This window comes from Candidatus Vicinibacter proximus (assembly GCA_016713905.1).
GTDB classification, from domain to species: Bacteria; Bacteroidota; Bacteroidia; order Chitinophagales; family Saprospiraceae; genus Vicinibacter; species Vicinibacter proximus.
Map to the genome: position 1 here is coordinate 157758 of JADJOE010000001.1, position 25700 is coordinate 183457.

A 25700-nucleotide genomic window follows, 5' to 3' on the forward strand; every position below is an offset into this window, starting at 1 on the left:
CCGTAGTGATCTCCAATAAATTTATTAAACCCTCTCTTTTAAAATTATGATTGTTAGGCCAAAAATTAGCTTTTTAAAAACAGGAGCTTTGTTCATTCTGGTTTTGATATTTTCGGAAAACACAATTGCACAGTCAAATGAAGAACAAGTTTTTAACATCAAAAAGATTTATGATCTTGCTTTGACTAATCAATTATCCTATAAATGGTTAGGCCATCTATCAGAGAAAATCGGGGGTAGAATTGCAGGTTCACCCCAAAGTCTTGCAGCCATTGAGTTTACACATCAGGTGCTTGACACCTTAGGTACTGATACGGTATGGAATCAGCAATGCACAGTTAATTATTGGTTTCGGGGTGCACCAGAAGAGGTTAAAATAATCAACAACAGCCTGATTGGAACCGAAAGCCTGAAGGCTCTAGCATTAGGTGGATCTGGGTCAAGTTCTGAATTAGGTATTTCAGGAGAACTTGTAGAAATTAAGAGTTTGGAGGAAGCAAAAAACATGGGGTCTAAATTAAAGGGTAAAATTGCCTATTTTTCAAGACCGTTTGATCCTACCCAATTTAGGACTTTTGGTGCATATGGAGGAGCAGTTGATCAACGTGTTTTTGGACCGAATACAGTTGCTAAACTAGGTGCAAAAGCTTGTGTAATAAGGTCTATGACTGGTCGTCTGGATGATTTTCCACATACGGGTGTAACTATTTGGGAAGCAGGAGTAAAGCCTATTCCTGCAGTGGCAATCAGTACAAATGATGCAGAGTTTTTATCAAAACTAACACAACAAACTGAGGTTCAATTATATGTAAAAACATCCTGTGAAGACAGAGGACCAAAAACCTCCTATTCTGTTATTGGCGAAATTAAAGGATCTGAAAAGCCAAATGAAATCATTTTGGTTGGAGGTCATTTGGATTCTTGGGATGTGGGCGGTGGAGCTCATGATGATGGAGCCGGATGCGTACATTCGATGGAAGTCTTTCACATACTTAAAAATTTAAATTACAAACCAAGGAGAACGCTCAGATGTGTTTTGTTTATGAATGAGGAAAATGGACTTGCCGGCGGCACAACATATGCTAAAGTTTCTAAGAACAATGGTGAATTTCACTTTGCAGCCATTGAAAGCGATGCCGGAGGGTTTACCCCGTTGGGTTTCAGCTATGATGGCGATACAAGTATTCTTAAGAATTATACGCACTACTTCAGAAATTGGAACGATCTACTTTCGCCTTATGGAATAGAATTCGCTAAAGGGGGTTCCGGTGCAGACATTGGCCCATTGAAAGATCAGAAGGGTATTCTGTTTGGACTTACGCCTGATTCACAAAGATATTTTGACTTTCACCATACTGAAAACGATAGAATTCAAGCCGTACATCCTCGGGAACTTGCCCTTGGATCTGCAGCTTTAACAAGCTTGGTTTATCTTCTGGATAGAATTCCGTAAATGATTTTTCGCAAAACGCAATTCTCTTCGTGATTAAACCAATAAATTTTAGGCAGACCCTATTAGATTGGTCTTCCAATAATCCAAGGTTTATGCCTTGGACAGAAGAAAAAGACCCCTACAGGATCTGGCTGTCTGAAATAATTCTACAACAAACTAAGGTGGAACAAGCTGTTCCTTATTATCACAGATTAATCAGTGAATTTCCTGATCTTTCTACTTTGGCGACTGCCCCATTAGAAAATCTATTAAAAATTTGGGAAGGCTTAGGTTACTATAGCAGGGCACGCAATCTTCATAAATCTGCCGAATTTCTTCATTTTGAAAAAAATGGCGTTTTTCCAAAATCATATGAGGAAATTCGTGCACTGAAAGGGGTTGGTGACTATACGGCTGCTGCCATCTCTTCATTTGCTTACAGTATCCCAAAAGCGGTACTGGATGGCAATGTTATACGAGTTCTGGCAAGGGTACTCGGTATTGAAGTAAACCCTTTTGAATCCCAGGGAAAAAAGTATTTTCAAAAACTTGCTGACGAATTGCTTGATTCTAATCGACCTGGTCCATATAATCAAGCCCTGATGAATTTTGGAGCAACAGTCTGCACGCCCAAAAAACCACTCTGCTTAAATTGTCCTTTTAGATTTTCATGTGTCGCATTCAAACAAGATATTATTTCTGAGTTACCTCTTAAAAAAGAGGCTAAACCACTTAAAAAAAGGTATTTTCATTATTTGGTTTTAAACGATAATGTTGGCAACACCCTCATTAGGCAACGTAAGGCTAAGGATATTTGGCATTCATTATATGAGTTCCCACTACTGGAATTTTCAAAAGCTAACAAATTAAAAAAATCAGACATTTCTGTCTTCTTAAAGGAGACCATAAGCCAAAATTTGGTTGATTTTAAAACCGTTCATCCAGTATTCATGGAACATCGTCTGACGCACCAACTTCTTTTCGTTTCTTTTCATAAAATTTGTCTAACCATTAAATTAAATCAAAAAAATATTAAGGACTATAAATTGGTAGATCACAAAAACTTAAAGAATTTTGCGGTACCCAAGATAATTAGGTTATTTTTAGACCAAAATATTAAATAGTTAAAAGCATGCTCAATAAAGTTACCCTTATTGGAAACCTGGGAAAAGACCCGGAGATCAGAACAACTGAAAGTGGTGTTCCTAGAGCCAACTTTACATTAGCTACTAATGAAAATTATAAAGACCGCAATGGAAATTGGCAAAAAAGTACGGAGTGGCATGATTTAGTTATGTGGCGAGGTCTTGCCGAACGAGCAAAAGTTTTGCGTAAAGGCATGTTGGTCTATGTGGAAGGAAAGCTTACACACCGAAAATGGCAGGACCGTGACGGTAAAGACCATTATTCAGCTGAAGTCACTGTGGATCTTTTAAGAATACTTGAGAAAAGAGAGCATTCCGCAACTCAAGGGACAAATAGCCCAGGTAATGCTAATTTGGATACAAAAAAAGAAGAATCGCAAGGCGGTGATGACTTTAATCCAAGTGTGTCAGAGGACGATTTGCCATTTTGATTTATCATATCTTAACTTAAATACATTTTTTGGAAGTTCCGGTTTCTCTAACTAATTTGCCCTCTTTAGGATATATTTTTCTTGGGGTAGTTGGGCTTCATGACTTGAGTAACCTAGTTATTTTAGCTATTCTTATTGCTTTATCTGGTCTATTTAGTGGCTCCGAAGTTGCCATAATGTCCCTTTCGCCAACTGACATTGAGCTCTTGAAAGATGATGAAGACGAATCGTCTAAAGTCCTCCTTTATCTAAGAACGCACACGAAAAAATTACTCGCTTTATTACTGGTTTGTAATACCATTTGCAATATTGGCATTGCACTTTTGTTGGAATCCGTTTTGGATAAATTTATTCCAAGTTCGAGTTATGAAAGGTTTTCATTTTGGCTATCGGAAGTTTTTGGTTTAACTACCTTTGGACCTGATCAACTTGCTAAATTTCTCAATTTTCTGGTTGCCGTTATTGGTGCAACATTTATTATTCTCCTTTTTGGTGAGATAACACCAAAGATTTATGGGCAATTAAATAGTTACAAATTTTCGAAATTAGTTGCCATTCCTTTAAGGTTTTTAGGAATACTCATGACTCCATTCACTTTCTTATTGGTTGCAATGAGTAGCAAAGTGGAAAGAAAAATTCTGGAAAGAAGAATGGGGAGTACTTCAGGGTCAAAAGAAGACCTTGATGCTGCAATTGACCTGGCAGTCAGTGAGGAGTTGGAAAGTGGAAACCAGGCTTATATGCTTAAAGGGATCATTAAGTTTAATGATGTATCTACCAAACAAGTAATGACTTCCAGAACAGATGTCTATGGCATAGATTTGTCTGAATCTTTTGATCAGGTAATTAAAATTGTCAAAGAAAATGGTTATTCTAGATATCCTGTTTATGTGGATGATATTGATAAAATGAGTGGTATTTTATATGCTAAGGACTTAATAGGGCACCTACACAAACCCAGTGATTTTGAATGGCAGACTCTTGTCAGAACAAATTTATTATATGTTCCTGAGTCCAGAAAAATTCATGAATTATTAAATGATTTTCAGCTAAAGAAGTTACACATGGCCATCGTTGTAGATGAATATGGTGGCACCTCAGGTATTGTAACTTTGGAAGATATCATGGAGGAAATTGTAGGTGAAATCAAAGATGAATTCGATGATCAACATGAATTAAACTTTACCAGACTGGATGCAAACAATTATATTTTTGATGGTAAAACGCTTATAAATGATATGTGTCGGGTAATCGGATTAGACATTTTTCAATTGGACGAGATTAGAGGTTCCGCTGATTCAATTGCAGGCCTTGTGCTGGAACAAACAAGTGAAATGCCAAAAAAAGAACAAGAAATTATAATATTACAATATAAATTTAAAGTTATCTCAGTTACAAAGAAAAGAATCGAGAAAATACAAATTACTATACTTTGAGATTTTACCCCAACATGGATTTTAAAATTCGAATCATTACTGCATTTTATTTTGGACTATTGCTATTTTTTCTTGGGTCTTGCAAAAATTCTGTGTACAACCCAAAACCAAGAACATACCCAAAAATAGTCTTTCCTGAAAAATCATATACGAGATTAAACAGTGGTACATGCCCTTTTAGCTTTGAGGCCCCCTTGTATAGCAAATTAGAAAAAGACAGTACTTTTTTTAATGATAAAATTGAGAATGATTGTTGGTTTAATTTGGTCTTTCCGGAATTCAATGGCAGCCTTTATTGTTCTTATTTCCCCATCCAAAACCCAAAAGAACTAGAAAAACACGTAAAAGATGCGTACAAATTAGTCCGGGAACATCATGTCAAAGCAGATTTTATTGATGAATTTCCCATACTTAAACCCAATAAGATCTTTGGGATGATTTATTCTATAGAAGGTCCTAGTGCATCCCCATTTCAATTCTACTTAACCGATTCTGCTCAACATTTTTTGAGAGGTTCCTTGTATTTTAACAGCCGAACTAATCCAGACTCATTAGCCCCTATTTTAAATTTCGTTCGCATCGACCTATCCCATTTGATCAACACCTTTGAATGGACAGTAAAAAAGGAGCAAAAAAAATAGCGAGATCATTACAATCCCGCTATCAGATATATAAATAGGATAAGAAATAGATACTTTTAGATTAAAAACCTTAGAGCATCTAATAAATTCAAGAGTTCTTATGAATTAAGGAACAAAAAACTTACGATCGCTCCCTCTGACAAAAATAATACGCTTTTAGATATAAAATTAATTTTTCATCATTTTTTTTATTTGCTATTCTTCAACTGAACCTACCTCAACTTTAACCATTTTCCCACTGGCTAACTTTTGACGAATCTTTTCTTCAATTTCTTTGGCAAGTTCTGGATTGTCAAGCATAAATTGCTTTGCTGCATCTCTACCCTGGGCAACTTTCGTATTCTCATAAGCATACCAGCTCCCGCTCTTTGTCAATACATTCAGATCTGCACCAAGATCTACAATTTCCCCTGCTTTGCTTATACCTACTCCGTATTCAATATCAAATTCCGCAACTCTAAAGGGTGGGGCCAGCTTATTTTTTACCACTTTAACCTTTACTCTATTTCCTGTGACGGTGCCTTCCTTATCTTTAATTGCATTCCCACTTCTGCGAATGTCCAAACGCATGGAGGCATAAAATTTTAGGGCGTTTCCACCGGTAGTGGTTTCAGGATTACCAAACATAACCCCAATTTTCTCTCTCAATTGATTGATAAAAATGCAACAGCATCCGGTTTTTCCAATTGTGCCTGTAAGTTTCCTCAAGGCCTGAGACATTAACCGGGCTTGCAATCCCATTTTTGAATCCCCCATTTCCCCTTCAATTTCACTTCTGGGCACAAGGGCAGCAACAGAATCTATCACAATTATATCTATTGCTCCGGACCTAATCAGATTTTCAGCAATTTCTAATGCCTGTTCACCATTATCTGGCTGTGATATCAACAAATCTTCTGTATTCACTCCCAAAGCTTCCGCATAACTCCTGTCAAAGGCATGTTCAGCATCAATAAAAGCTGCAATTCCACCTTTTTTTTGACATTCCGCAATGGCATGAATAGCAAGGGTAGTTTTACCTGAACTTTCCGGGCCATAAATTTCAATTACCCTCCCCCTTGGAAATCCACCTACACCAAGACACATATCCAGACTTATTGAACCAGTTGAAATGCTGTCCACTTCATCAAGAACCGGTTTATCCCCCAATTTCATGATGGAACCTTTCCCGTATGTTTTTTCTAATCTATCTACTGTTAATTGTAGGGCTTTTAATTTTTCTTCGCGTTCTTTTGACATATATTAGTTATTTTAATAAGTGCAAAAGTAATATGAAAATGCATTTTCCCTTAAAAAAGATTAATTTAAGTATGATTCGTTTATTTTCAATAAAAAGTATCTGTAGCTGTATTTTTGCGCTATGAATGCAAATGTTATTATAGAGGACGGAGATTTATGCCTGGAGGACATTATCAGAATTTGGAAAAATAAGCAATCAATAGATCTAGCTAATCCACTCTGGCAAACAGTAGGTAACTGCCGATCGACATTAGAAAAGTTGATAAGCAATGGGGGGGAATCAATTTATGGAATAAATACTGGCTTTGGCTCTTTGTGTAATACCATTATTCCAGAATTTGAACTTGATCAACTTCAATATAATCTTGTAAGATCTCACGCTTGCGGAACCGGAAATCATATTTCAAAAGATAGTTCGAGGTTAGTGCTCTTGTTAAAAATTATTTCCCTATCCAAAGGAAATTCTTGCATCAGAACAGAAACTTTAAAATTCTTAATAAAATTATACAATGAGGACATTATTCCTGTAATTCCTGAGATGGGTTCACTTGGTGCCTCTGGTGACCTTGCACCTTTGGCCCATTTAAGTCTTCCTTTAATTGGTGAGGGATTCGTTTGGAAAAATGATTTGATCATTTCAACCAAAGATTTTTTACAGAGTTCAGATATCAAAATACCTGGTTTAAAGGCAAAAGAAGGTTTGGCTTTATTGAACGGAACTCAATATTCCCTATCTCTCTTGGTAGATGCTTGCAATCAAAGTCTTGAACTTATTACTCAAGCTAACTATATAGCTTCTCTTTCCATGGAGGCATATGATGTAACTTTGGATTTTCTTCATCCTGAAATTCATCAGATGAGAAAACAAACAGGACAAATTCAAACCGCTAATAATATATTAAATATATTAAGGGATACATTTTTAGATAAAAGAAGTAAACTAATGGTACAAGACCCATATAGTTTTAGATGTATTCCCCAGGTCCATGGCGCAACATTAGATGCAGTGAATTATGTATGTAGCATTGCCGAAAAAGAAATAAATGCGGTAACAGACAATCCGGTTTTACTTTCGGACGCAACAATAAAATCAGGCGGAAATTTTCATGCCCAGCCACTTGCATTATGTGCAGATTTTCTTTCCATAGCATTGGCGGAAATTGGTAGTATTTCAGAGAGAAGATTGTACAAACTAATTGATGGCAACCGGGGATTACCTGAGTTTCTTACAGAGAACCCTGGTCTTAATTCAGGATATATGATAGTACAATATTCAGCAGCTGCGCTAGTAAGTATTAATAAACAATATGCTACCCCTTCTGCTGTAGATTCAATTGTTACCAGTAAAGGTCAAGAGGATCATGTCAGCATGGCAGCAAATGCAGGAATAAAGTGTCTAAAAATAATTTCTAACATTAGACAAGTTCTTGCGATGGAATGGATGACCGCTACACGAGCTTGGAATTTCCGATATAACTGGCAGCTTGGCCCCATTCTTTCACATTTAGTAAGTGAATACAACAAAATAATTCCCTATAAAAAAGATGATCACATCCCCTCTGATGACTATTTACCTACTATAGAATTTTTAAGAAATTTAATAAAATGAAATCAGTACTATATGTTTCATTTTATTTCCTTTGTTTATCTTGTTGTATCGGTCAGAAAAATCGTCCATTTGGATACCAAATTGGTTTCCAAACTTCAAAATTAGTTGCACACAATAGCAGATTCGCCTTCAAACCAAAAGGTTTTGGATATTTTATAGACGGTAGTATTTATTACCAAACTACAGGCAGAAAACTTTGGGAAAAAATTTATCACTTTCCAAGATATGGCTTACAATTAAAATATTTATATCTTGGTCAACCAAATGAACTTTTGGGCCGGGCATTTGGCATATATCCCTTTTTTGATTTTACAATTAAACAAAATAGAAATTCAAGCTTTAGTTTTTTAATAGGATGTGGCTTGGCTTATGTTAATAAACCTTACGACATTAAGATTAATCCATTTCAAAATGCCATTGGATCATATTGGAATAATATCACAACATTTCAATTTAGGTGGAATATAAATCAAAATAAAGCTTACGGCTTATATTCAGTCCTGGCATTACATCACATTTCTAATGGCGCCTACAAATATCCTAATCTTGGGTTGAACTTTTTTAGCATAGGCGCAGGGATAAATTCCCTACCGTTTAGAATGAAAAAAAATGATCTGGTAGATTCCTTACATCATACAAAATGGTCCTTCTCAATTCTTTCCGGTGGCGCGATTAAAGAAGCTAAAATTCCAGGTGGTCCAAAATACCCAATTCAAATGTTAGGATTAGATATTGGTTATGAATACAGAACTTTTAAATCCGTTCGAATAGGCATTGAATATGAACATCACAAGCTGTCTTCCTACTTTGCTTCACATACTGAAATTAAACCAAATATAAGTTCAGCCTGGTTAGAAGGACTTAGGCTTCAAATATACGGATCACATGAATGGTTGGTAGGACCTGCTTCTATTGAAGTAAGAATGGGATATCAAGTTTTGAATAGCGGCCTACTTGCCGGATATCCTGTTTTTAACAAACTTATATTTCAGTATCAAATTAAGCTCCCTAAGTCATCGCCTTTCTATTTAACGAGTGGGGTAGCTTTAAAAACTCATTATGGTGTTGCAGAGTACATTGCACTTATTGCTGGGGTTCGATGGCAAAAAACTTATCACTAAAAATTTAGTTTTAAAAATAAATTCTCTATTTTTAATGAAAACTATTGAGACATTACACTTTTCATTATGCGCTCAAATTATCAATTGATCTTAAAGTTTAATCATTTAAGTTCCAGTCATATTCAAGATAAGAAATTTTTGCATCTTCTGAAAATGAAACTGGGGAATATTTCTTTAGGAAGGATTTAACACCTCCGACTTTCTTAAAATCGGATTTATACCATTTGAATATCATAGAAATCTCCAACTTATTTTTACTAACTGCATTTCTCTTAAGGTCAGATAGAAATCTTCTGGACTGGATATCCAATTGTTCCTCCAAGTGATCCTCCTTAAATGCTTCATTCATTAATATCGGACAAGACTTAGAAGCACATACAAGCGCCATATGAATACGGGGATCACTAAATTGTTTTCTAATTTTGCTATGCTCGATATTATTCAAATCTAGTATCTCATCATTTACTTTTATGAATTTTATATCCCAACTAGAATTTACAAATGGAATTTTTCCGCCTATTTCCTTGATACTCTTTATGGGATAATACTGAGTTACTAACTTAATCGTAAAGGCATTATAAGCATTGATCCAATAAGCCAGAGTACGATTTGGTGTCCAAGAGGATTTTGGGCCATTTTCAGATAAATAACTTAGATAAGAATTTAGCATTCCACTATCTCTTTTAAAACCATTATAATTAACTATCCCAGATTCTGTCACATGCCTTTTCAGAAGATTCGTCCAAACCTGATGCTCTGATTGACCATGAATATCAACTTGGGTTATACATAACACACCAATCAATATAAACTTTATCATCTTCTACCAATATTTTATTTAAGGCAAAGCACACCCGATATAATTTACGCTACATGGACAATTTCAAGAAAAAGTGCTATTTGCCAATTGATAAATAATTTAATACAGTCACAATATAAAAATATAAAATAAATTTTTGTTCATTTATCTAATTAAAAGATGAATTGCCATTTCATCTAACAAGTATCTGCTTTGCTATTTAATGTCAATATGCTAGGGATAATTATATTGAAAATGAATCGTTTACCAAAATTCCATTATATTTTATGTGAACCTAATCATTTATGCTTTTACAATATAATAACTCATTAAACATTTGAAATTTTCCAAAATATTTGAATAATTGTATAATAATCCCATTTCCTTCTTAATCGAAAATTATTCAGTAAAATTTAAACACAACCTACAATTTTTTGGATGGGTAGCAAAATCGAATATTCTATAAATTTTACCAACCAAAGAATATAAAAAATATCAATCAAATAATATAAATTGTTAAAAAAATCATTTAAGTGAAATGTACTTAAAAATTCCATTTGACTCCTTACCGTATAGATTTTAACAAAAACATAGAATGTTAAAATAATTGTAAAATTCAATTAAGATAATATCTTTGCTATAAAGATATATTTTTAATGATAATACATTTAAAATGAAAACTTATTACAATTCCGAAGATTTAAAAAAATTTGGTCAGATAGGAGAATTTGAACCTAAACTAGCTAAATTGTTCTTTGATTATTATGGTGAAGTATTTAAAGAAGGTGCATTAACTGCAAGAGAGAAAAGTTTGATTGCCCTTGCAGTTGCTCATGCAATTCAATGTCCATATTGTATTGATGCTTATAGCGTAGATACTCTTGAAAAAGGATGTGATGAAGCTCAGGTTATGGAGGCAGTACATGTAGCAGCAGCTATTCGTGGAGGAGCTTCTCTTGTACATAGTGTTCAAATGATGAACAAGGTTAAAGAAATATCTATGTAATAATTATGGAGGCTCAAACTAAATCATTAAAAGCTCGTAAAAGCGATCTTGCAGATGTCTTCCACCAACTTGAGGTTATCTCACATATTCCAAATAATGAATTTAACAATATAACATTTTCAAGCAAACTAAGTGAAAGCGGACTTCTACCTTTAAAACCCACACAACTGGAAATATTTCAGATTAATGTGGGTAAAATGTGCAATCAAGTATGCAAACACTGCCATGTTGATGCCGGACCAGACCGGAAAGAAATCATGACCAAAGAAACTATGGAATTATGTTTAGAAGCTATTGAAAACTCAAAAGAGTTAACCATAGACCTAACTGGTGGGGCTCCGGAAATGAATCCAAATTTTAGGTGGTTTGTAGAAGAAATAAATAAATTAAATGTAAAAAAAATAATCGTCCGTTCCAATCTGACAATTATTGTATCCAATAAGAAATACTTTGATCTCCCCAATTTTTTTAAATCAAACAACATTGAGGTAGTTTCTTCTTTACCCTATTTCAATGCAATCAGGACTGATGCACAAAGAGGAGATGGCGTCTTTGAAAAATCTATCCAAGCATTGCACATGTTAAATGAAGTGGGTTATGGGATTCAAGGGTCCGGATTGATACTAAATTTAGTATATAATCCAAGTGGCGCTTTTCTTCCACCTGAACAATCCACACTTGAATCAGAGTATAAAAAGAAACTAAAATCAACACACAACATTGATTTTAATGAATTATATACGATTACAAATCTTCCAATCAGTAGATTCCTTGAGTATCTTTTGGAAAGCGGAAATTATGACAATTATATGGAAAAATTAATTTCAGCATATAATCCAGTGGCAGCTTCAAATGTAATGTGCAGAAATACAATTAGCGTTGGGTGGGATGGATATCTTTACGACTGCGACTTTAATCAAATGTTGGAATTACAAGTTTCAAGTAATTGTAAACATCTTAAGGATTTTAATACGGCTCTTCTCTCCAAAAGAGACATTGTAATCAATCAGCATTGTTTTGGATGCACAGCAGGATCAGGCTCCAGTTGTGGAGGTGCAACTACTTAATTTGTAAGGAATTCAGTTGAATAGTTAATGCTATTTAGTATCATTATTCCTACACTTAATGAAGAAAAATATCTTGGAAATCTATTAAGTTTTCTTAGAGAACAAACAATTTATGTCCATACCGAAATAATTATTGTTGATGGTGGGAGCTCGGATCATACAATTAGCATTGCACAACAATATAACGTTACAGTTTTGAAGACCGATGTTGCCTGCCGAGCCATCCAAATGAACTTTGGGGCTAAATATGCAATTGGAAAAATTCTATACTTTGTGCATGCTGACGTAATTCCTCCTTCTGGATTTACCCAAGATATCATTAAAGTTTTTACAAACGGGAAAAAATTTGGAATGTTTCGTCAAAAATTTGAAGGCGGTCCAGTTTTGTTAAAAGTTAATTCATTTTTTACCAGATTTAATTGGCTTTGGTGCCGTGGAGGAGATCAAACCATGTTTGTGTGCAAAGATCACTTTAATGCGCTCAATGGATTTGATGAGACATTTGTCATCATGGAAGAATATGAATTTATTAGAAGATCTATGGAGATTGAAAAATTACATGTTTTCAAAAAATACACCACTGTTTCCACCAGAAAATACAACACTAACAGTTATTTAAAAGTTCTTTTAGCAAATCGTAAGGCTTTCGCACTTTTTCAATCAGGTGCTGACCCGTTAAAGATTAAAAATACTTACTCTTCCATGCTGAATCCATATTGATTCATCTCTCGGCTATAAACATCCAATTGGTGCTAAGCTTAAGTAATTTTCTGGAGGGAAATATTTTTAAGAATAACAAATCAAATTGCTCATTCAATTCAATATCTTTTTGATTTTCTGCAAGTCGATTATATATTATTATTCCAATTATTGACAAATTTGAATCTAATAATTTAAGAAAATCTAATGTTGAAAATTTCTCTGGAATTTTGGCGTCATTAAAAATGTCCATACAAATTAAATCAAATTTTTCATTTGAGTTTAACAAATAATTGTACCCATCGTCATTTTTAATATTGAATTGGCTATTAAGTTTTTCTAAAACAAACTCCTCAAAAAGATCGATAACCGCTGAATCTAATTCCACACAAGTAAAAGTAGACTGCAACTTGAATTTTTTCTCTAAAATATAAGGAATACTGCCCAATCCCAGACCTAAAACTAAAGCTCCTTTAACTGATTTATTCTTAATGTTAATAAAGTTAAATGCTTCAACGAAATTTATGTATTTATCTTCGTACGAATAAATCGCATTGCCAGTTATTAATTTTAGTCGTCCTAAAGAGAGGTATACTTTTAATTCAGGGTTTATTTCGGATCTTGTTTCTTTGATTAGCACATCTTGGAAGTAGCTTAGTATCCTTAGATAAAATGGAATTTTCAAAATTACTAGCTTCTGTTATTTAACAGAATTGCCAACCGGCCATGCTGCCTGAGGTGATACGAAAGAAAGTTTGCCATTTTCAGAATCGGCCATCAATATCATACCTCTTGATTCAACACCTCTTATGGTTCGAGGAGCCAGATTGGCGAGAAGAAGAACTTCTTTTCCTATAATGTCTGCTGGATTAAAATGTTCTGCAATACCACTCACTACAACCCTTTTTTCATATCCAAGATCTAAAATAAGTTTTAGCAATTTGTCCGCTTTGGGAACTCTCTCGGCCTCCAAAATTCTTGCAGTCCTGATGTCCATTTTCATGAACTCATCATATGTTATTTCCTCCTTCTGTGGCAAATAAATATTATTTGCGGTATTTTCATTATTTCCTTCCAATGCTGTTTTCTCCAATTTTAAAATTTGCTTTTCAATGGTTTCGTCATCTATCTTGGAAAATAAATAATCAGGCTTTTCCAATTGGTGTCCAATAGGTAAAATTAATTGCCCTTCTGCCAACTCATCTAACATATTGACTAATTCTCCCTGACCTTTGACAACTGGTAGATTTAATAATTTTCTTAATTTGTCTGATGCAAAGGGTAAGAATGGTTGCATGGCTATACTTATCGCACAAACATACTGTAAGGTTAAATTCATCACTACTTCTACCAACTCTGGTTCTTCTTTAAAGGATTTCCAAGGTTCGTTGTTTTGAAGCAGCTGATTACCTGCAGTTGAAATCTCCATCAGAGTTTTTAATGCTCCCCTGAAATCATATTGCCTGAGAAATTGATTCAGCTCTTGAATTTGATCAAACAAATAAAGACATTCAGAATCATGATAGCCACCCAACTCATCAGTGATTACACCATTAATAAAACAGTCTGGGTCAAAATCCGGCACGATACCATTATAATACTTTTGGGTCAAAACCAAAACTCTGTGTACAAAATTGGAAAGATTATTAACCAATTCGTTGTTATAAGCCTCCTGAAAACCCTTCCAAGTGAACTCACTGTCCTTTTGCTCAGGCATATTCTTTATGAGATAATACCTGAGTGCATCCTCATGGCCGGGCATTTCTTCAAGAAATTCATGTACCCATATTGCCCAGTTTCTAGAGGTCGATATTTTCTTTCCCTCAAGATTCATGAATTGATTGGCCGGAACATTTGATGGTAGCACATACCCGCCATGGACTTTTAGTAAAGCTGGAAATATGATACAATGAAACACAATATTATCCTTTCCTATAAAATGGATTAATTCTGTTTCCGAATCTTGCCAATAAAGCTTCCAATCTTTATTAAATTCTTTAGCCCATTCTTTTGTGGCTGAAATGTAACCAATTGGAGCATCCATCCAAACATATAACTTCTTTCCGGCGCTACCTGGAATTTCTTGTGGAACATCAACACCCCAATCCAAATCTCTTGTCATAGCTCTGGATTGAAGCCCATTGTCTAACCATGACTTACATTGACCAATTACATGCTTTTTCCAAGTTTCAGGATCATGATGTTCCGCTCCATCAATCAACCCTTCCTCAATATAATCTTTCAACCAAGATTCATACTTCTCAAGAGGTAAGTACCAATGCTTTGTTTTTTTAAGTATTGGATCTTCCCCACTTAAAACTGATTTTGGAGAAATTAATTCTGTTGGACTTAATGAAGTGCCACAATTTTCACATTGGTCGCCATAAGCAGACTCATTGCCACATTTTGGACATGTTCCAACAATATACCTGTCTGCTAAAAATTGATTATGAATCGTATCATAATATTGCTCAGTCTCTATTTCATCAAATTCTCCTGCACTATATAAGTTTCGGAAAAAATCCTGAGATGTCTCATGATGCAACAAATCTGAAGTTCTTGCATAATGATCAAACGAAATACCAATTCCTTGGAAAGTCTTTATAAATAATTGATGGTATTTGTCAATTATCTCTTTGGGGGATTTTTGTTCCTTAAGAGCCCTCATGGTAATTGCAGCTCCATGTTCGTCCGAGCCACAAATAAAAACAACATCTTTATCCATCAGCCTCATGAAGCGCACAAAAACATCCGAAGATAAATAAGCTCCAGATAAATGACCAATGTGTAATGGACCGTTAGCATAGGGCAGTGCAGCTGTAACGAGGTGCCTTTTATAGACTAACATTTTCGGGCCATTTTTCAAAAATAATGCGAAGATAATATTATAGGCTTAAGTGTACCTTCAAATATTTAGATTTTATTTATATAATTTTTTACAATATATACAAGTTATTAAATCATTTAATTTTATCAATGGATTATTGTTTTACGAATTTTTGTATAACCCTCTTTTGTATAGTCTCAATTTCAACAAAGTAAATCCCCGGCCTTAGGTCTGAAACATTTATCATCCGGTCTTCGGGAACAGTTGGAAAAAAATAAAAATCTGACAAAGGATTCCAAATGCTAATATTTAAAAGATCTTCAAAATCAATTTTAAGAAAATCCCTGGTTGGGTTAGGAGAAATAAAACCTCCAACATTCTCGGGTTGAATAGTTTTTAATAATGGGTTTATAAACCCTCGGTACAATTTACCTCCATTTCTTAATAGAGAATAATACTCATCTGTCAGCCATATTTCTTGCTCAGAAACATAGGAAACAGCTTCCTTTTGGGTTAAACTTGAAAAATTTATGGTTTTTGATCTGGATGAAAAAAAATTAGCGCTAATCAATGGGTAAAACAACCAAAATTTGTCATAAGACAACAATATCAGGCTTTTTTGATCGGGACTTACTGCTGCTGCTGTAACCCAATATTGTTGCATAAGACCTTTACCCGTTAAAAAGCTGTCGACTAATGTGGTAATGTAATCACCCGGTTTGTCGGGTATTCTATGGTAATAGCAATACCCAGAAAATGGACTCGTCCTATTTTTACTGAATAGATGAAGATTTCCCTGATACCATATGAAAGCCTCCATGTCAAAATTGCGATATGACTCTGTGGGTGGGAATCCTATTTGATTGGCAAATCGGAATGAAATTACACTTGCGTCAATGGTGTCGCTTTTGTTTTCTTGTAAATTTTTGATCCAATAAATTTTTAGATCCTTCCGGTCATTATTGTTGTTTCCAAAATCACCTATATAAACATTTCCTTCAGTGTCGCTGGTTATCTCCTCCCAATCCACATTCGGCAAATTTCTCACCACCACTTTTTTTAAAATATTACACATGGTGTCTATTTCAAACAAATGCGGATCGTTCCCACTATCATTATGGGTCCAAAAAGTATTTCCTGAATTCAGGGTTAGCAATCCAGAACTTTCCTGTAATTCTACTGGTAATGTACACACCTCCTTTAAACTAAGTACTTGTGAATCAATAAACTGAGGATAAATACTTAAAAAAATCACAAAAAATAATATCCAGAAATACCTACTGTTATTGCACATAAACCAAGTATTTTTCTTCAAAATATGGCTCAGGAAAATCTTCATAGATGTCCCACTTTTCATAATAGAAACCTCTGGGGATGGATTTAATTTCCTCTTTGAGATCTCCTCCCTTATAAGCTATTAATCCATTTGGAATAGCATTAATCTGGCTCCTTTCATACAAATGACTACTCCAATTTAACAATTCTGGAAGTTTAGAAACTGCTCTCGTCACGACAAAATGGTATTTTCCCTTATGTTCTTCGGCCCTGATTTGAATTGCCTCAGCATTTTTAATCTGCAATCGGTCAATTACATCATTTACAACTTTGATTTTTTTTGCGGTACCATCTATTAGAGTAAACTGTACATCTGGATAAAAAATAGCTAATGGAATCCCAGGAAACCCACCACCACATCCCAAATCCAAAATTCTTGTTTCGGGTTTAAAACTAAGCTTGGACACCAATGTAAGACTGTGTAAGACATGATGCAAATAGAATTCATCCAGGTCTTTGCGCGAAATAATATTGACCTTAGAATTCCATTCCTGGTAAATCGGTAGCAATTCATAGAACATTTGCTTTTGCCGTGGAGATAAATCCTTAAAGTATTTTAAAACTATATCCATTACCAGGATTTCTTACGTATGAAGAGTAAAGGTAATTGCAAACATATAAAAAGCACATAACTCAGTTCTAAAATTGGAAATAAAAGAAATAACCCAGTCTCTCTAAACCTCCTACACAAACCATAAAAAATAGGCCAAACAAATAAAAGTCTTATGAAGTATGCCAGCAATGCAATTAATGCCATTTTATGAACTAGGCAAATAATCATTATTCCATAAAAACCAATTAAACTTATAAAATAGCCTAATAAATAAAATTGAGATCCAATTGAATAGGCAGTGGACGTTGAATAATGTCTCCACCTTTGCTTAAAATAATCTATCCAGAACCCTTTTGGTATAGAATAAACAAATGAATCAGGGTCCATACAAACTATGGTATTTTTTTTGGTGGCCACCTTATTTATTAAAAGGTCATCATCTCCTGATAGAAATGCCATTTGCAACGCTTCTGGACTCACCAAAGTGCGTCGATATAATATATTTCTTCCTACACCTGCATATGAAAAACCTAAGATAGATGCACTAAGTATCTGCGCCCCATTCATACATGTTTCAAATCTTATAAACTTGTTTAGAAAGCTTGGTTTGCTAAAATATGGAGTATAACCTAATACAATATCTTTCTCTTTTCCCAAGCTTTTAACCATTTCATTAATCCAACGACTTGAATGTGGTCTACAATCCGCATCCGTCAACAAGAAAATATTGGATTTGGCGTATTTGGCGGCCTCAAGAATTGCATTTTTTTTACCTTTTTGATTAGGCCCTAATTCCAGAATTTTCAGTTTAGGTTCTTTTGTATATTTGTCTTTAAGGTACTTTATGCTCAAATCTGAAGAATGGTCATCCACGATAAGTATCTCAAATTCCTCGTAATCTTGATCAATAATTGACTGTAAATTGGATTTCAGGTTGAAATATTCATTTTTTATACAAATTAGAACTGTTATGAAGGGATAGCTGTTTATTGCCTGTTGCGGAGGTGTTCTATAAAATATCACTTTTGATAATTGCAGAATCCAAAAGAGAATCTGTAGGGTTAAGAAAAAGAATAAAAGGGTAATTAAAAGTAAAAAATACACGTATAAATTAAGTTAAATTTTTAAATTGACTATTATATTATAATATTTTATTATATGTTTGCGGTTGATTGTCTATTTTATTAAGGGTTAAATATGATAAAAATGCGCTATATTCTAATATTTATCTTAATTTCATTACTTTCTCTTGGATCCATCGATTGTCAAATGACTTTCAATGGTAAGAAATTGTTTGGAAACGAATGGTTGGTAAAGGGTCAGAGTTATTATAAATTTAACCTTGCCGCAGACGGATTCTATAGGATAAATTTCCAAACTTTATTGAATTCTGGGCTACCGGTTCAAAGTATCAGAGGAGATCAATTCCAGCTTTTCAAACTTGGTCAAGAAGTACCAATAAGAACTACCACTCAGGGAGTTTTTGGCCCAAACGATTATATTGAATTTATGGGTTTTAGAAACAGGGCTGAACTTGATGAAACCTTATTTAAAGACAAGAGTGAACTTTTCAATTCAGAGTACAGCATATTTACAGACAGTCTTACGTATTTTTTAACTTGGACTCAAGGGAGCAATAACAAAAGGATTTCTGAGGTAAATAATGATTTGGTTAACTTATTACCTAAAGATTTGTATTATACAAAAAAAGTAATTGACTTTTACAATGAAGTGACAACCAAAAGGAGTTTTGGTTACCAACACACTCAGAAAATGCCGGATTTTGACGAAGGTCAGGGATATGGAACAGACTATTTTACAGAACGTACTTTTTCAATTAATTTTAAAAATCTTTTTAAAGATTTTCTGGAAGTTAATATAAAAGCCACATTATTCGGCTATGGGGAAGATGCATCGGCACATAAAGCATCCTTTTATCTCGATAATGAATTTAAAGATTTTACTGCTTTTTCAGGATTTAAAGTAAGGCAGGGTGGAATTACTTTAAATGCAGAGGAATTAAAAGAACAAATGAATTTTAAAATTCTTGCTGATGGCAATAGGGATGATAGATTAAGTGTTTCGAAAATTGAGTATTCCTTTCCTGCTGAATTTAAATTTGATCAATCAAAATATTCAAAATTATTTATACCAAACTCACTAACAAAGCGCTATCTCGAAATAGAAGATTTTAACGGTGGTAATGAAATTATTGTCTATGATTTAACTAACCAAATATACCTCTTGAGTTCAAGAGAAACAAATGGAATTTATAAAATTAATTTACCTGCTTCTCAATTAGATAGAGAAATCATTATTTTAAATAAAGACCAGATCAACATAATTTCTGAATTAAATCAAACGAATTTTCCAATTTTTGAAAATAGCGATTATGACTTTATCATTGTTAGTTCAGATAGACTTATTAATGGAAATTTGGGGAACAACCAGATTCAAGCATATCTTAATTACAGAAGCAGCACTGAAGGTGGAGGACATAAAGTAAAACTTGTTTCTGTTGAAGATATTTATAATAGTTTTGGTTATGGTATTTATGCACATGCCATTTCTATGAGAAACTTTTTTCAGTACAGTCGACTTATTTGGCCAAATACTCGCTTTGTTTTGCTGATAGGGAAAGGGCTGGAATACCATGTTTACAGAAAAAATAATGCAAGGGAAAACAATTTTGTTCCTACACATAGTGCACCTGCAGCCGATTATATGATGGTTTCCGATTCTGCCAGAATTCCATTTTATGCATTGGGTCGAATTCCCGCAGTTAACGGAAATGAAATCTCTGATTATCTTAATAAAGTGAAAGAACATGAGAATTTTATCTCATCTACCAGCCATAATATAACTAATCGCGAATGGCTTAAAAAGGTAATACACCTTTCAGGTGGTGACCCAACTCTTTTTGGCATTATTTCATCACAGCTCGCCTCTATGGAAGATGTTATTGAAAATAATCAATACGGAGCCCAGGTTGAAACTTTTTATAAACAAAGTTCCTCTGCAATTGAAGTCTCAAATTCTGAAAGACTGAAATCCCTTGTGGATAATGGAGTTTCTATCATTTCATTTATGGGACACTCTGTTGCATTTAGACTAGATTTTAATTTAGAAAACATCAGTTCATATGAAAATAAAGGTAAGTATCATCTTTTTGTAGCAATGGGTTGCTATGCTGGACAAATGTTTGACAATATCAGGAGTATTAGTGAAACACACAATCTTGCTGCAGACAGAGGGTCTATAATTTATCTTGCCAATTCAACCTCAGGGCTACCTTATGTATTATCTGTATATGGATCTGAATTCTACAGACAGCTTGGAGGGAAATATTATGGTAAAGCTATTGGTGAAGCAATAAAAGAAGTTAACACAAATATGGTGTTAACCAAAAATGAATCAATTATTCATCAAGCTTTATCCACAAGTTTTAATGGTGATCCTTCCATAGCGTTTAATAACAATCCTGGCCAGGATTTTACCATCGATGCATCAACAGCAAAAATAAACCCTGGCTTAATTTATGCCAATAATAAAGAATTCAAATTTAGTGTTGATTTGGTAAATCTTGGTGTAAATTATAGAGACAGTATTAATCTTCTCATTCAGAATGAAGGTCCTGACGGTAAAATAACCAATGTTTATGATGCTTTAGTTCCAAGTCCTTCCCTCAGATCTAATTTTGAATTCACAATACCGGTCAACGGAGATAAATCAATTGGTTTTAACAAACTATATATGAAGGTGGATGCTAATGAAAAAATTGCTGAATCACCTAATCCGATTGCAGAAAATAATAATGAATTAATTTCCATAAGTGGGGAAAAAGGATTTAAATACTATGTAATAGGTGATGATGCAAGACCGGTCTATCCTCAAGAATTCAGTATTATCAAAACTCAACGTCCAACATTATTAGCAAGTACCGGAAATGCATTTGCTAACCCCTCAACTTACTTCCTAGAAATTGACACCACTGAATATTTTAATTCTCCTGTAAAAAAAGTGAATGCTATTTATCAAAAAGGCGGAGTAATCAGTTGGCCCCTTGAAAATGATCTTTCTCCAAATACTGTATACTATTGGCGAGTTCGCCCCGATAGTTTAAAATCAGGCATTCTAGCATGGCGAAACAGTTCATTTATATATCTTCCGGGTGAAAAAACTGGCTGGAATCAATCGCATTATTTCCAGCATGCAAAAAACAATTTTAATCAAATGGAAATTGAAGAACCTGAAAGAAGCTACACTTTCAAAGAAGGTATTGAGGATTTTAGAGTATTCAATGCAGCAACTACGCCTACGACTTTTTTAAGACCAAAAATATTTTATCGTTCCCAAGTAGAAGTCGACTATAACCATTTCAATTTCAGAAATAATATTTCCGGTATTCTTGTCTCCGTCTTTCATCCCCTAAACGGATCTTTACTTATTAATCAAACAGGTGGAGATTTCAAAAGTGAATCTGATCCTGCATATGCCGGGCAAAAATTTTTCCTATATCAAACGGAAACAAAAGAACAAAGACAAAATCTGATTGAATTTTTGGAAAATGGAATACCAAATAATGCAGTTGTAGTATTATCTAGTTTAGTTCAGAATAATGGAAGTTTTTATCCAGAATCCTGGGATTCAGATGGCCAAAAAAACCTTTACTCCATTCTACATTCTTATGGAGCTAAAAACATAGAGAATCTTAAACTTACTGGTTCAGTTCCTTACATTTTTATTTTTAGAAAAAATAGATCTGATTACATCGCAAAAGAAAGTTTTGGTAATCTCAATTCGGAAAATGATTTGGGCCATTTTGTATATATAAAATATACTGAAGGTTCGGTAAATTCCACTTTAATTGGACCAGCTAAATCCTATGAATCTTTTTCTTGGGATTTCAATAAATTTGATGGAAATGAAGATGTTCAATCTATTAATATTTATGGTCTTGATAACAATGGTATAGAAACAAAATTATTTGGACCTTTCTCTGATCAGGCATATGATCTTAGAGGAATTGATGCTTCAAAATATCCTTACTTAAAATTAGAATGGAATTCCAAAGATAGTATTAGTCGCACATCTCCAAATAATGCCTATTGGCGGGTTTACTATTCCGGATATCCTGATATTGCAATCAATCCAAATTTATGGTTTAAGAAAAGTGCAGATACATTAAATCAAGGATCAGTTTTAAATATTGAGGTTTTAGCTCAAAATTTAAGTGATTTTGATATGGATAGTTTGCTGGTAAAATTTACTTCAGTTGGAACGAATAACATTCCCATAATACAAACTAAGAGATTTGCCGCAGTAAAATCAATGGGTTCTATTAAAATACCATTGAGCATTTCAACTGCAAAGCAATCTGGTGCGTTCAAACTATATATTGAATTAAATCCTGATAACGATCAACCTGAACTAAATTTGTTCAATAATATTGGTATAGTCGACTATTATGTCCGGAAAGATTTGAGAAAGCCCAGGGTTACTGTGGCTTTTGACGGGAAGCCAATTAATAATGGGGAAATAGTTTCCCCAACTACTAAAATTGAAATTACACTTAAAGATGAAAACTTAAGTTTCCCTCTTGAAGACACTTCACTTTTCAACATCAAATTGAAATACCCTGACAGAACAATTAAACAAATATATTTTTCACAGTTGAATGTTAAGTTTTTTCCCGCAACATTGGGACAAAATAAAAACGAAGCAAGGGTTACTATTGATGGCGATTTTAATCTAAATGGCAGTTATGAACTATTACTTCGTGCTAAGGATGCAAATGGAAATCAGATTTCAGATGCAGATCTTTTAACAAGTTTTACCATTGTTAGGGAAAGTAGTGTGTCCAATATATTTAACTATCCCAATCCATTTACAACAAAAACTAGGTTTGTCTATACATTAACCGGAAGTGAAATTCCTGCCTTTTACAAAATACAAATTTTAACAATATCAGGAAAAGTAATTAAAGAAATTGACCAATTTGAACTTGGTCCATTAAATATTGGTACACATATTACTGACTATGAGTATGATGGTACGGATGACTTTGGAAGCAAATTGGCAAACGGCGTTTATTTATACAAAGTTGTATTTAAAGATCAATCCGGAAAAGAGATAAAAAAATTCAATACAGGTACGGATGAATTTTTTAAAAATAATTACGGGAAAATGGTAATTATTAGATAAAAACTTTGCGAAAATATCTGCAGTTTTTAAATGTAGGTGGAATTCTAATTTTTACTTTTTTCCAATCTTAATATTATTGATCAAACCATTCTGGCAATATTTTTTTCATTTGGTAACAGGCATCAAGAAAAAATTTGTTGCTCCAATTAACATATCTAAATGGAAAATATTCGCCGTAAATTGGTAAAGAGGCTGGAAAGGCTCCATTGAAGGATTTCTTATTACTTTTAATTTGCCAACACAACATCTCTTCTAATAATCTCAAAGCTGTTTTTTTAAAAATAGCATTTGAGGAAATTTGAAATGCCTTTGCCAATAAACTAATTAATTGAGCCTGGCCTGTTAAGCACTTTGAAGAAGAACACGCTTTCCATTTTGTATCATATTTAGCTGATAATCCTCCTTGATCTTGGATAACATTGCAAAATATCTCAAGAGATTTTAAGCAATAATTTATTATTTCCTCCCTGTTTAAAATTATCGCCGACTCTAAAAATCCTTCCAAGGTATAAGCAATTGTATGACTTAGTGCAGGTTGACCTGAATCAAATCCCCAATCCTCAAAACTATAATACATATTAACCTTTACCCACAAAAAATCTAATGACTTTACGGCCTTTTCTCTTTGGCCAGCCAAATACTCAGTTCGTAAAAGAGGCCAAATTGCTCTACTGTAATAACTTGCAAAATAGCCAGTTCTATATAGTCCAGATTCCCATTTCCCCTCCGTTCCAGTTTGGTTAAGTAACCATTCAATAGCCTTGACCAAAGCCATTTTATAACTGAATTGTCTGTCAAAATTAAAGGCTTCTTCTAGTCCGAAAAGAATCTGTGATGTATTAAATGCGCTTGGTTTGCTAAATTTAACTCCGGAAAAAAAACAGCCTTCACTGGATTGAATTTCGCATAACCAATCAGCAGATCTCAGGCCAATTAAACTATTTTCTATTATACCACCGTTATTAAACCTCAAAAAGTTTTCAATGAGATAGCCGGTAGTTTCTGGATATGGCTTTTCCCAAGAAATACACTCCGGTAACCAAAGCCTTTTACTATGACTAAATCCATTAAAATTCGCTTTAATATGGGCCTGTATCAACCAACCTAAAGCCAATTGTTCTGCTTCTAGAATTGAACTTGGATCAAGTCTCATTTTAAAATTCAAATATTGAGCATTCTAAAAATCACTGAATGATTCACCTTTCCATAACAATATGGAAACGTTTCTGCTGAGAAATTCTTAAAATTCTTCATAATCCAAGGCTTCATGGAACCATCAAAAACAAATTCGCAAGAATCATTTATTGCAATTTTTATGCCTTCCCAAAGAAGAGCAGATGGGGCCCCTCTTGACTTTGCCGTCCGGTTGTTTACATTTAGCCAATAATACCATGTAGATCCAGATTTGATAAATATAGATGTGGAAACGAGCTTATTGTTTCTATTTCTACAAGTTACAATTTTAATATGTTTTTTGTTGGACAAAAGTCGTTCTATGGATTTCAGTTTAATTGCAGATAGTCCTTCTTTTAAATAATAATAATCTGAAAGAATAAAATTTAATGTTTCAGTACTCAGATTTAATTCGAATGATATTTCCAATTCCTTTTGAGCATGGAGTATGTGGTTACGCGTTGAAGTATTCAACTTTTCCCATAAAGATTCCAATTTTGTACCTAACGGTATACGGCTACTTATGGAATAATGCAATAAATAATTTTCTCCCAACGCTATTGGCGCATGCAAAATATCCGGGAAAAATACAACTTGGACTTGAGAAAAATTAATCAATTTTTGTTTCAGTTCCAATAACAAATGTATCTCATTATTATATCTGACCGATGAATTTAGTGTATTGGCATCGTGTATTATCTGCACATTATATGGTGTAAAAGGAGGGCACTTGGCAATTCTAAAATTCAAAACTTTTTTAATCCAAAAACTAGCTAATAAGCTACTGCCTTTATAAGAACTTTCCAAAATCAGAGTGCTTGATTTAAGATCCAATGCCTCCAGCCAATATTTTTTTAAAAAAATTTCGTGCTTGTCGCTGTATTCCACTCTAACAACTTGAATATCTGGCAAAAATACATTTATTTTTTACGATTTTTTTAATTAATAAGTCTAATTTTGCTTTTAAAGCTTGCTCTTGAAAG

Annotated in this window: 20 protein-coding genes; 11 read left to right on the forward strand and 9 right to left on the reverse strand. The window is 33.9% G+C overall.

Annotated elements, in window-relative coordinates; all coding sequences use genetic code 11:
• Nucleotides 1-46 precede the first annotated feature (46 nt).
• Genes IPJ83_00615 through IPJ83_00635 form a run of 5 tightly spaced genes read left to right on the forward strand, consistent with a single transcriptional unit; the run spans nucleotide 47 to nucleotide 5085 of the window.
• Nucleotides 47-1453 carry a M28 family peptidase gene (locus tag IPJ83_00615; GenBank protein MBK7879050.1) on the forward strand — a complete coding sequence of 469 codons (1407 nt, stop codon included), beginning with the start codon at nucleotides 47-49 and terminating at the stop codon, nucleotides 1451-1453.
• Between the two features lie 29 nt (nucleotides 1454-1482).
• Nucleotides 1483-2556, forward strand: a complete 1074-nt coding sequence (gene mutY / locus IPJ83_00620) for an A/G-specific adenine glycosylase (GenBank protein ID MBK7879051.1) — start codon at nucleotides 1483-1485, stop codon at nucleotides 2554-2556.
• Nucleotides 2557-2564: 8 nt separating this feature from the next.
• The gene (gene ssb / locus IPJ83_00625; GenBank protein ID MBK7879052.1) at nucleotides 2565-3008 is read left to right on the forward strand and encodes a single-stranded DNA-binding protein; all 444 of its coding nucleotides are present in this window, start codon (nucleotides 2565-2567) and stop codon (nucleotides 3006-3008) included.
• Between the two features lie 29 nt (nucleotides 3009-3037).
• Nucleotides 3038-4444, forward strand: a complete 1407-nt coding sequence (gldE, locus tag IPJ83_00630) for a gliding motility-associated protein GldE (protein MBK7879053.1) — start codon at nucleotides 3038-3040, stop codon at nucleotides 4442-4444.
• A 14-nt stretch (nucleotides 4445-4458) separates the two neighbouring features.
• A complete protein-coding gene (locus IPJ83_00635) occupies nucleotides 4459-5085 on the forward strand; it encodes a hypothetical protein (GenBank protein ID MBK7879054.1) in 627 nt (208 codons plus the stop codon).
• A gap of 195 nt (nucleotides 5086-5280) precedes the next feature.
• On the opposite strand, the gene recA is transcribed toward IPJ83_00635, so the two are convergent.
• A complete protein-coding gene (gene recA / locus IPJ83_00640; protein MBK7879055.1) occupies nucleotides 5281-6324 on the reverse strand; it encodes a recombinase RecA in 1044 nt (347 codons plus the stop codon).
• 121 nt (nucleotides 6325-6445) lie between these two features.
• Between recA and IPJ83_00645 the strand changes: the two genes are divergently transcribed.
• A complete protein-coding gene (locus tag IPJ83_00645) occupies nucleotides 6446-7933 on the forward strand; it encodes a histidine ammonia-lyase (GenBank protein ID MBK7879056.1) in 1488 nt (495 codons plus the stop codon).
• On the forward strand, nucleotides 7930-9054 hold the full coding sequence (locus IPJ83_00650) for an acyloxyacyl hydrolase (GenBank protein MBK7879057.1): 1125 nt from the start codon (nucleotides 7930-7932) through the stop codon (nucleotides 9052-9054). The genes IPJ83_00645 and IPJ83_00650 overlap by 4 nt, the downstream gene beginning before the upstream one ends.
• A 97-nt stretch (nucleotides 9055-9151) precedes the next feature.
• Here the strand turns inward: IPJ83_00650 and IPJ83_00655 are convergent, their stop codons facing one another.
• Nucleotides 9152-9874 carry a DUF547 domain-containing protein gene (locus tag IPJ83_00655; protein ID MBK7879058.1) on the reverse strand — a complete coding sequence of 241 codons (723 nt, stop codon included), beginning with the start codon at nucleotides 9872-9874 and terminating at the stop codon, nucleotides 9152-9154.
• Between the two features lie 652 nt (nucleotides 9875-10526).
• Here IPJ83_00655 and IPJ83_00660 point away from each other — a divergent pair.
• The 3 genes from IPJ83_00660 to IPJ83_00670 are packed head-to-tail and all read left to right on the forward strand — an operon-like array spanning nucleotide 10527 to nucleotide 12646.
• Entirely contained in the window at nucleotides 10527-10859 is a 333-nt protein-coding gene (locus IPJ83_00660) for a carboxymuconolactone decarboxylase family protein (protein ID MBK7879059.1), read from the forward strand.
• A 5-nt stretch (nucleotides 10860-10864) separates the two neighbouring features.
• A complete protein-coding gene (gene arsS / locus IPJ83_00665; GenBank protein ID MBK7879060.1) occupies nucleotides 10865-11926 on the forward strand; it encodes an arsenosugar biosynthesis radical SAM protein ArsS in 1062 nt (353 codons plus the stop codon).
• Between the two features lie 27 nt (nucleotides 11927-11953).
• Entirely contained in the window at nucleotides 11954-12646 is a 693-nt protein-coding gene (locus tag IPJ83_00670) for a TIGR04283 family arsenosugar biosynthesis glycosyltransferase (GenBank protein MBK7879061.1), read from the forward strand.
• Between the two features lies 1 nt (nucleotide 12647).
• Here IPJ83_00670 and IPJ83_00675 read toward each other — a convergent pair whose 3' ends face one another.
• From IPJ83_00675 to IPJ83_00695, 5 genes are all read right to left on the reverse strand, one after another.
• Nucleotides 12648-13310: a hypothetical protein gene (locus tag IPJ83_00675; protein MBK7879062.1), complete on the reverse strand. Its 663-nt coding sequence runs from the start codon at nucleotides 13308-13310 to the stop codon at nucleotides 12648-12650.
• Nucleotides 13311-13325: 15 nt separating this feature from the next.
• Nucleotides 13326-15473 carry a methionine--tRNA ligase gene (gene metG, locus IPJ83_00680; GenBank protein ID MBK7879063.1) on the reverse strand — a complete coding sequence of 716 codons (2148 nt, stop codon included), beginning with the start codon at nucleotides 15471-15473 and terminating at the stop codon, nucleotides 13326-13328.
• Nucleotides 15474-15606: 133 nt separating this feature from the next.
• Nucleotides 15607-16746: a T9SS type A sorting domain-containing protein gene (locus tag IPJ83_00685; protein ID MBK7879064.1), complete on the reverse strand. Its 1140-nt coding sequence runs from the start codon at nucleotides 16744-16746 to the stop codon at nucleotides 15607-15609.
• Complete coding sequence (rsmG, locus tag IPJ83_00690) at nucleotides 16736-17359, reverse strand: 16S rRNA (guanine(527)-N(7))-methyltransferase RsmG (protein ID MBK7879065.1); 624 nt, start codon at nucleotides 17357-17359, stop codon at nucleotides 16736-16738. Before rsmG ends, IPJ83_00685 begins: the two co-directional genes overlap by 11 nt.
• Nucleotides 17359-18363, reverse strand: coding sequence for a glycosyltransferase (locus tag IPJ83_00695; GenBank protein ID MBK7879066.1), 1005 nt, complete (start codon nucleotides 18361-18363; stop codon nucleotides 17359-17361). The genes rsmG and IPJ83_00695 overlap by 1 nt, the downstream gene beginning before the upstream one ends.
• 183 nt (nucleotides 18364-18546) lie before the next feature.
• Here IPJ83_00695 and IPJ83_00700 point away from each other — a divergent pair, with 183 nt between their 5' ends.
• A complete protein-coding gene (locus IPJ83_00700) occupies nucleotides 18547-23544 on the forward strand; it encodes a hypothetical protein (protein MBK7879067.1) in 4998 nt (1665 codons plus the stop codon).
• A 73-nt stretch (nucleotides 23545-23617) separates the two neighbouring features.
• Here IPJ83_00700 and IPJ83_00705 read toward each other — a convergent pair whose 3' ends face one another.
• Nucleotides 23618-24709, reverse strand: coding sequence for a hypothetical protein (locus IPJ83_00705; GenBank protein MBK7879068.1), 1092 nt, complete (start codon nucleotides 24707-24709; stop codon nucleotides 23618-23620).
• Nucleotides 24706-25629 carry a hypothetical protein gene (locus IPJ83_00710; GenBank protein ID MBK7879069.1) on the reverse strand — a complete coding sequence of 308 codons (924 nt, stop codon included), beginning with the start codon at nucleotides 25627-25629 and terminating at the stop codon, nucleotides 24706-24708. Before IPJ83_00710 ends, IPJ83_00705 begins: the two co-directional genes overlap by 4 nt.
• Between the last annotated feature and the right edge of the window lie 71 nt (nucleotides 25630-25700).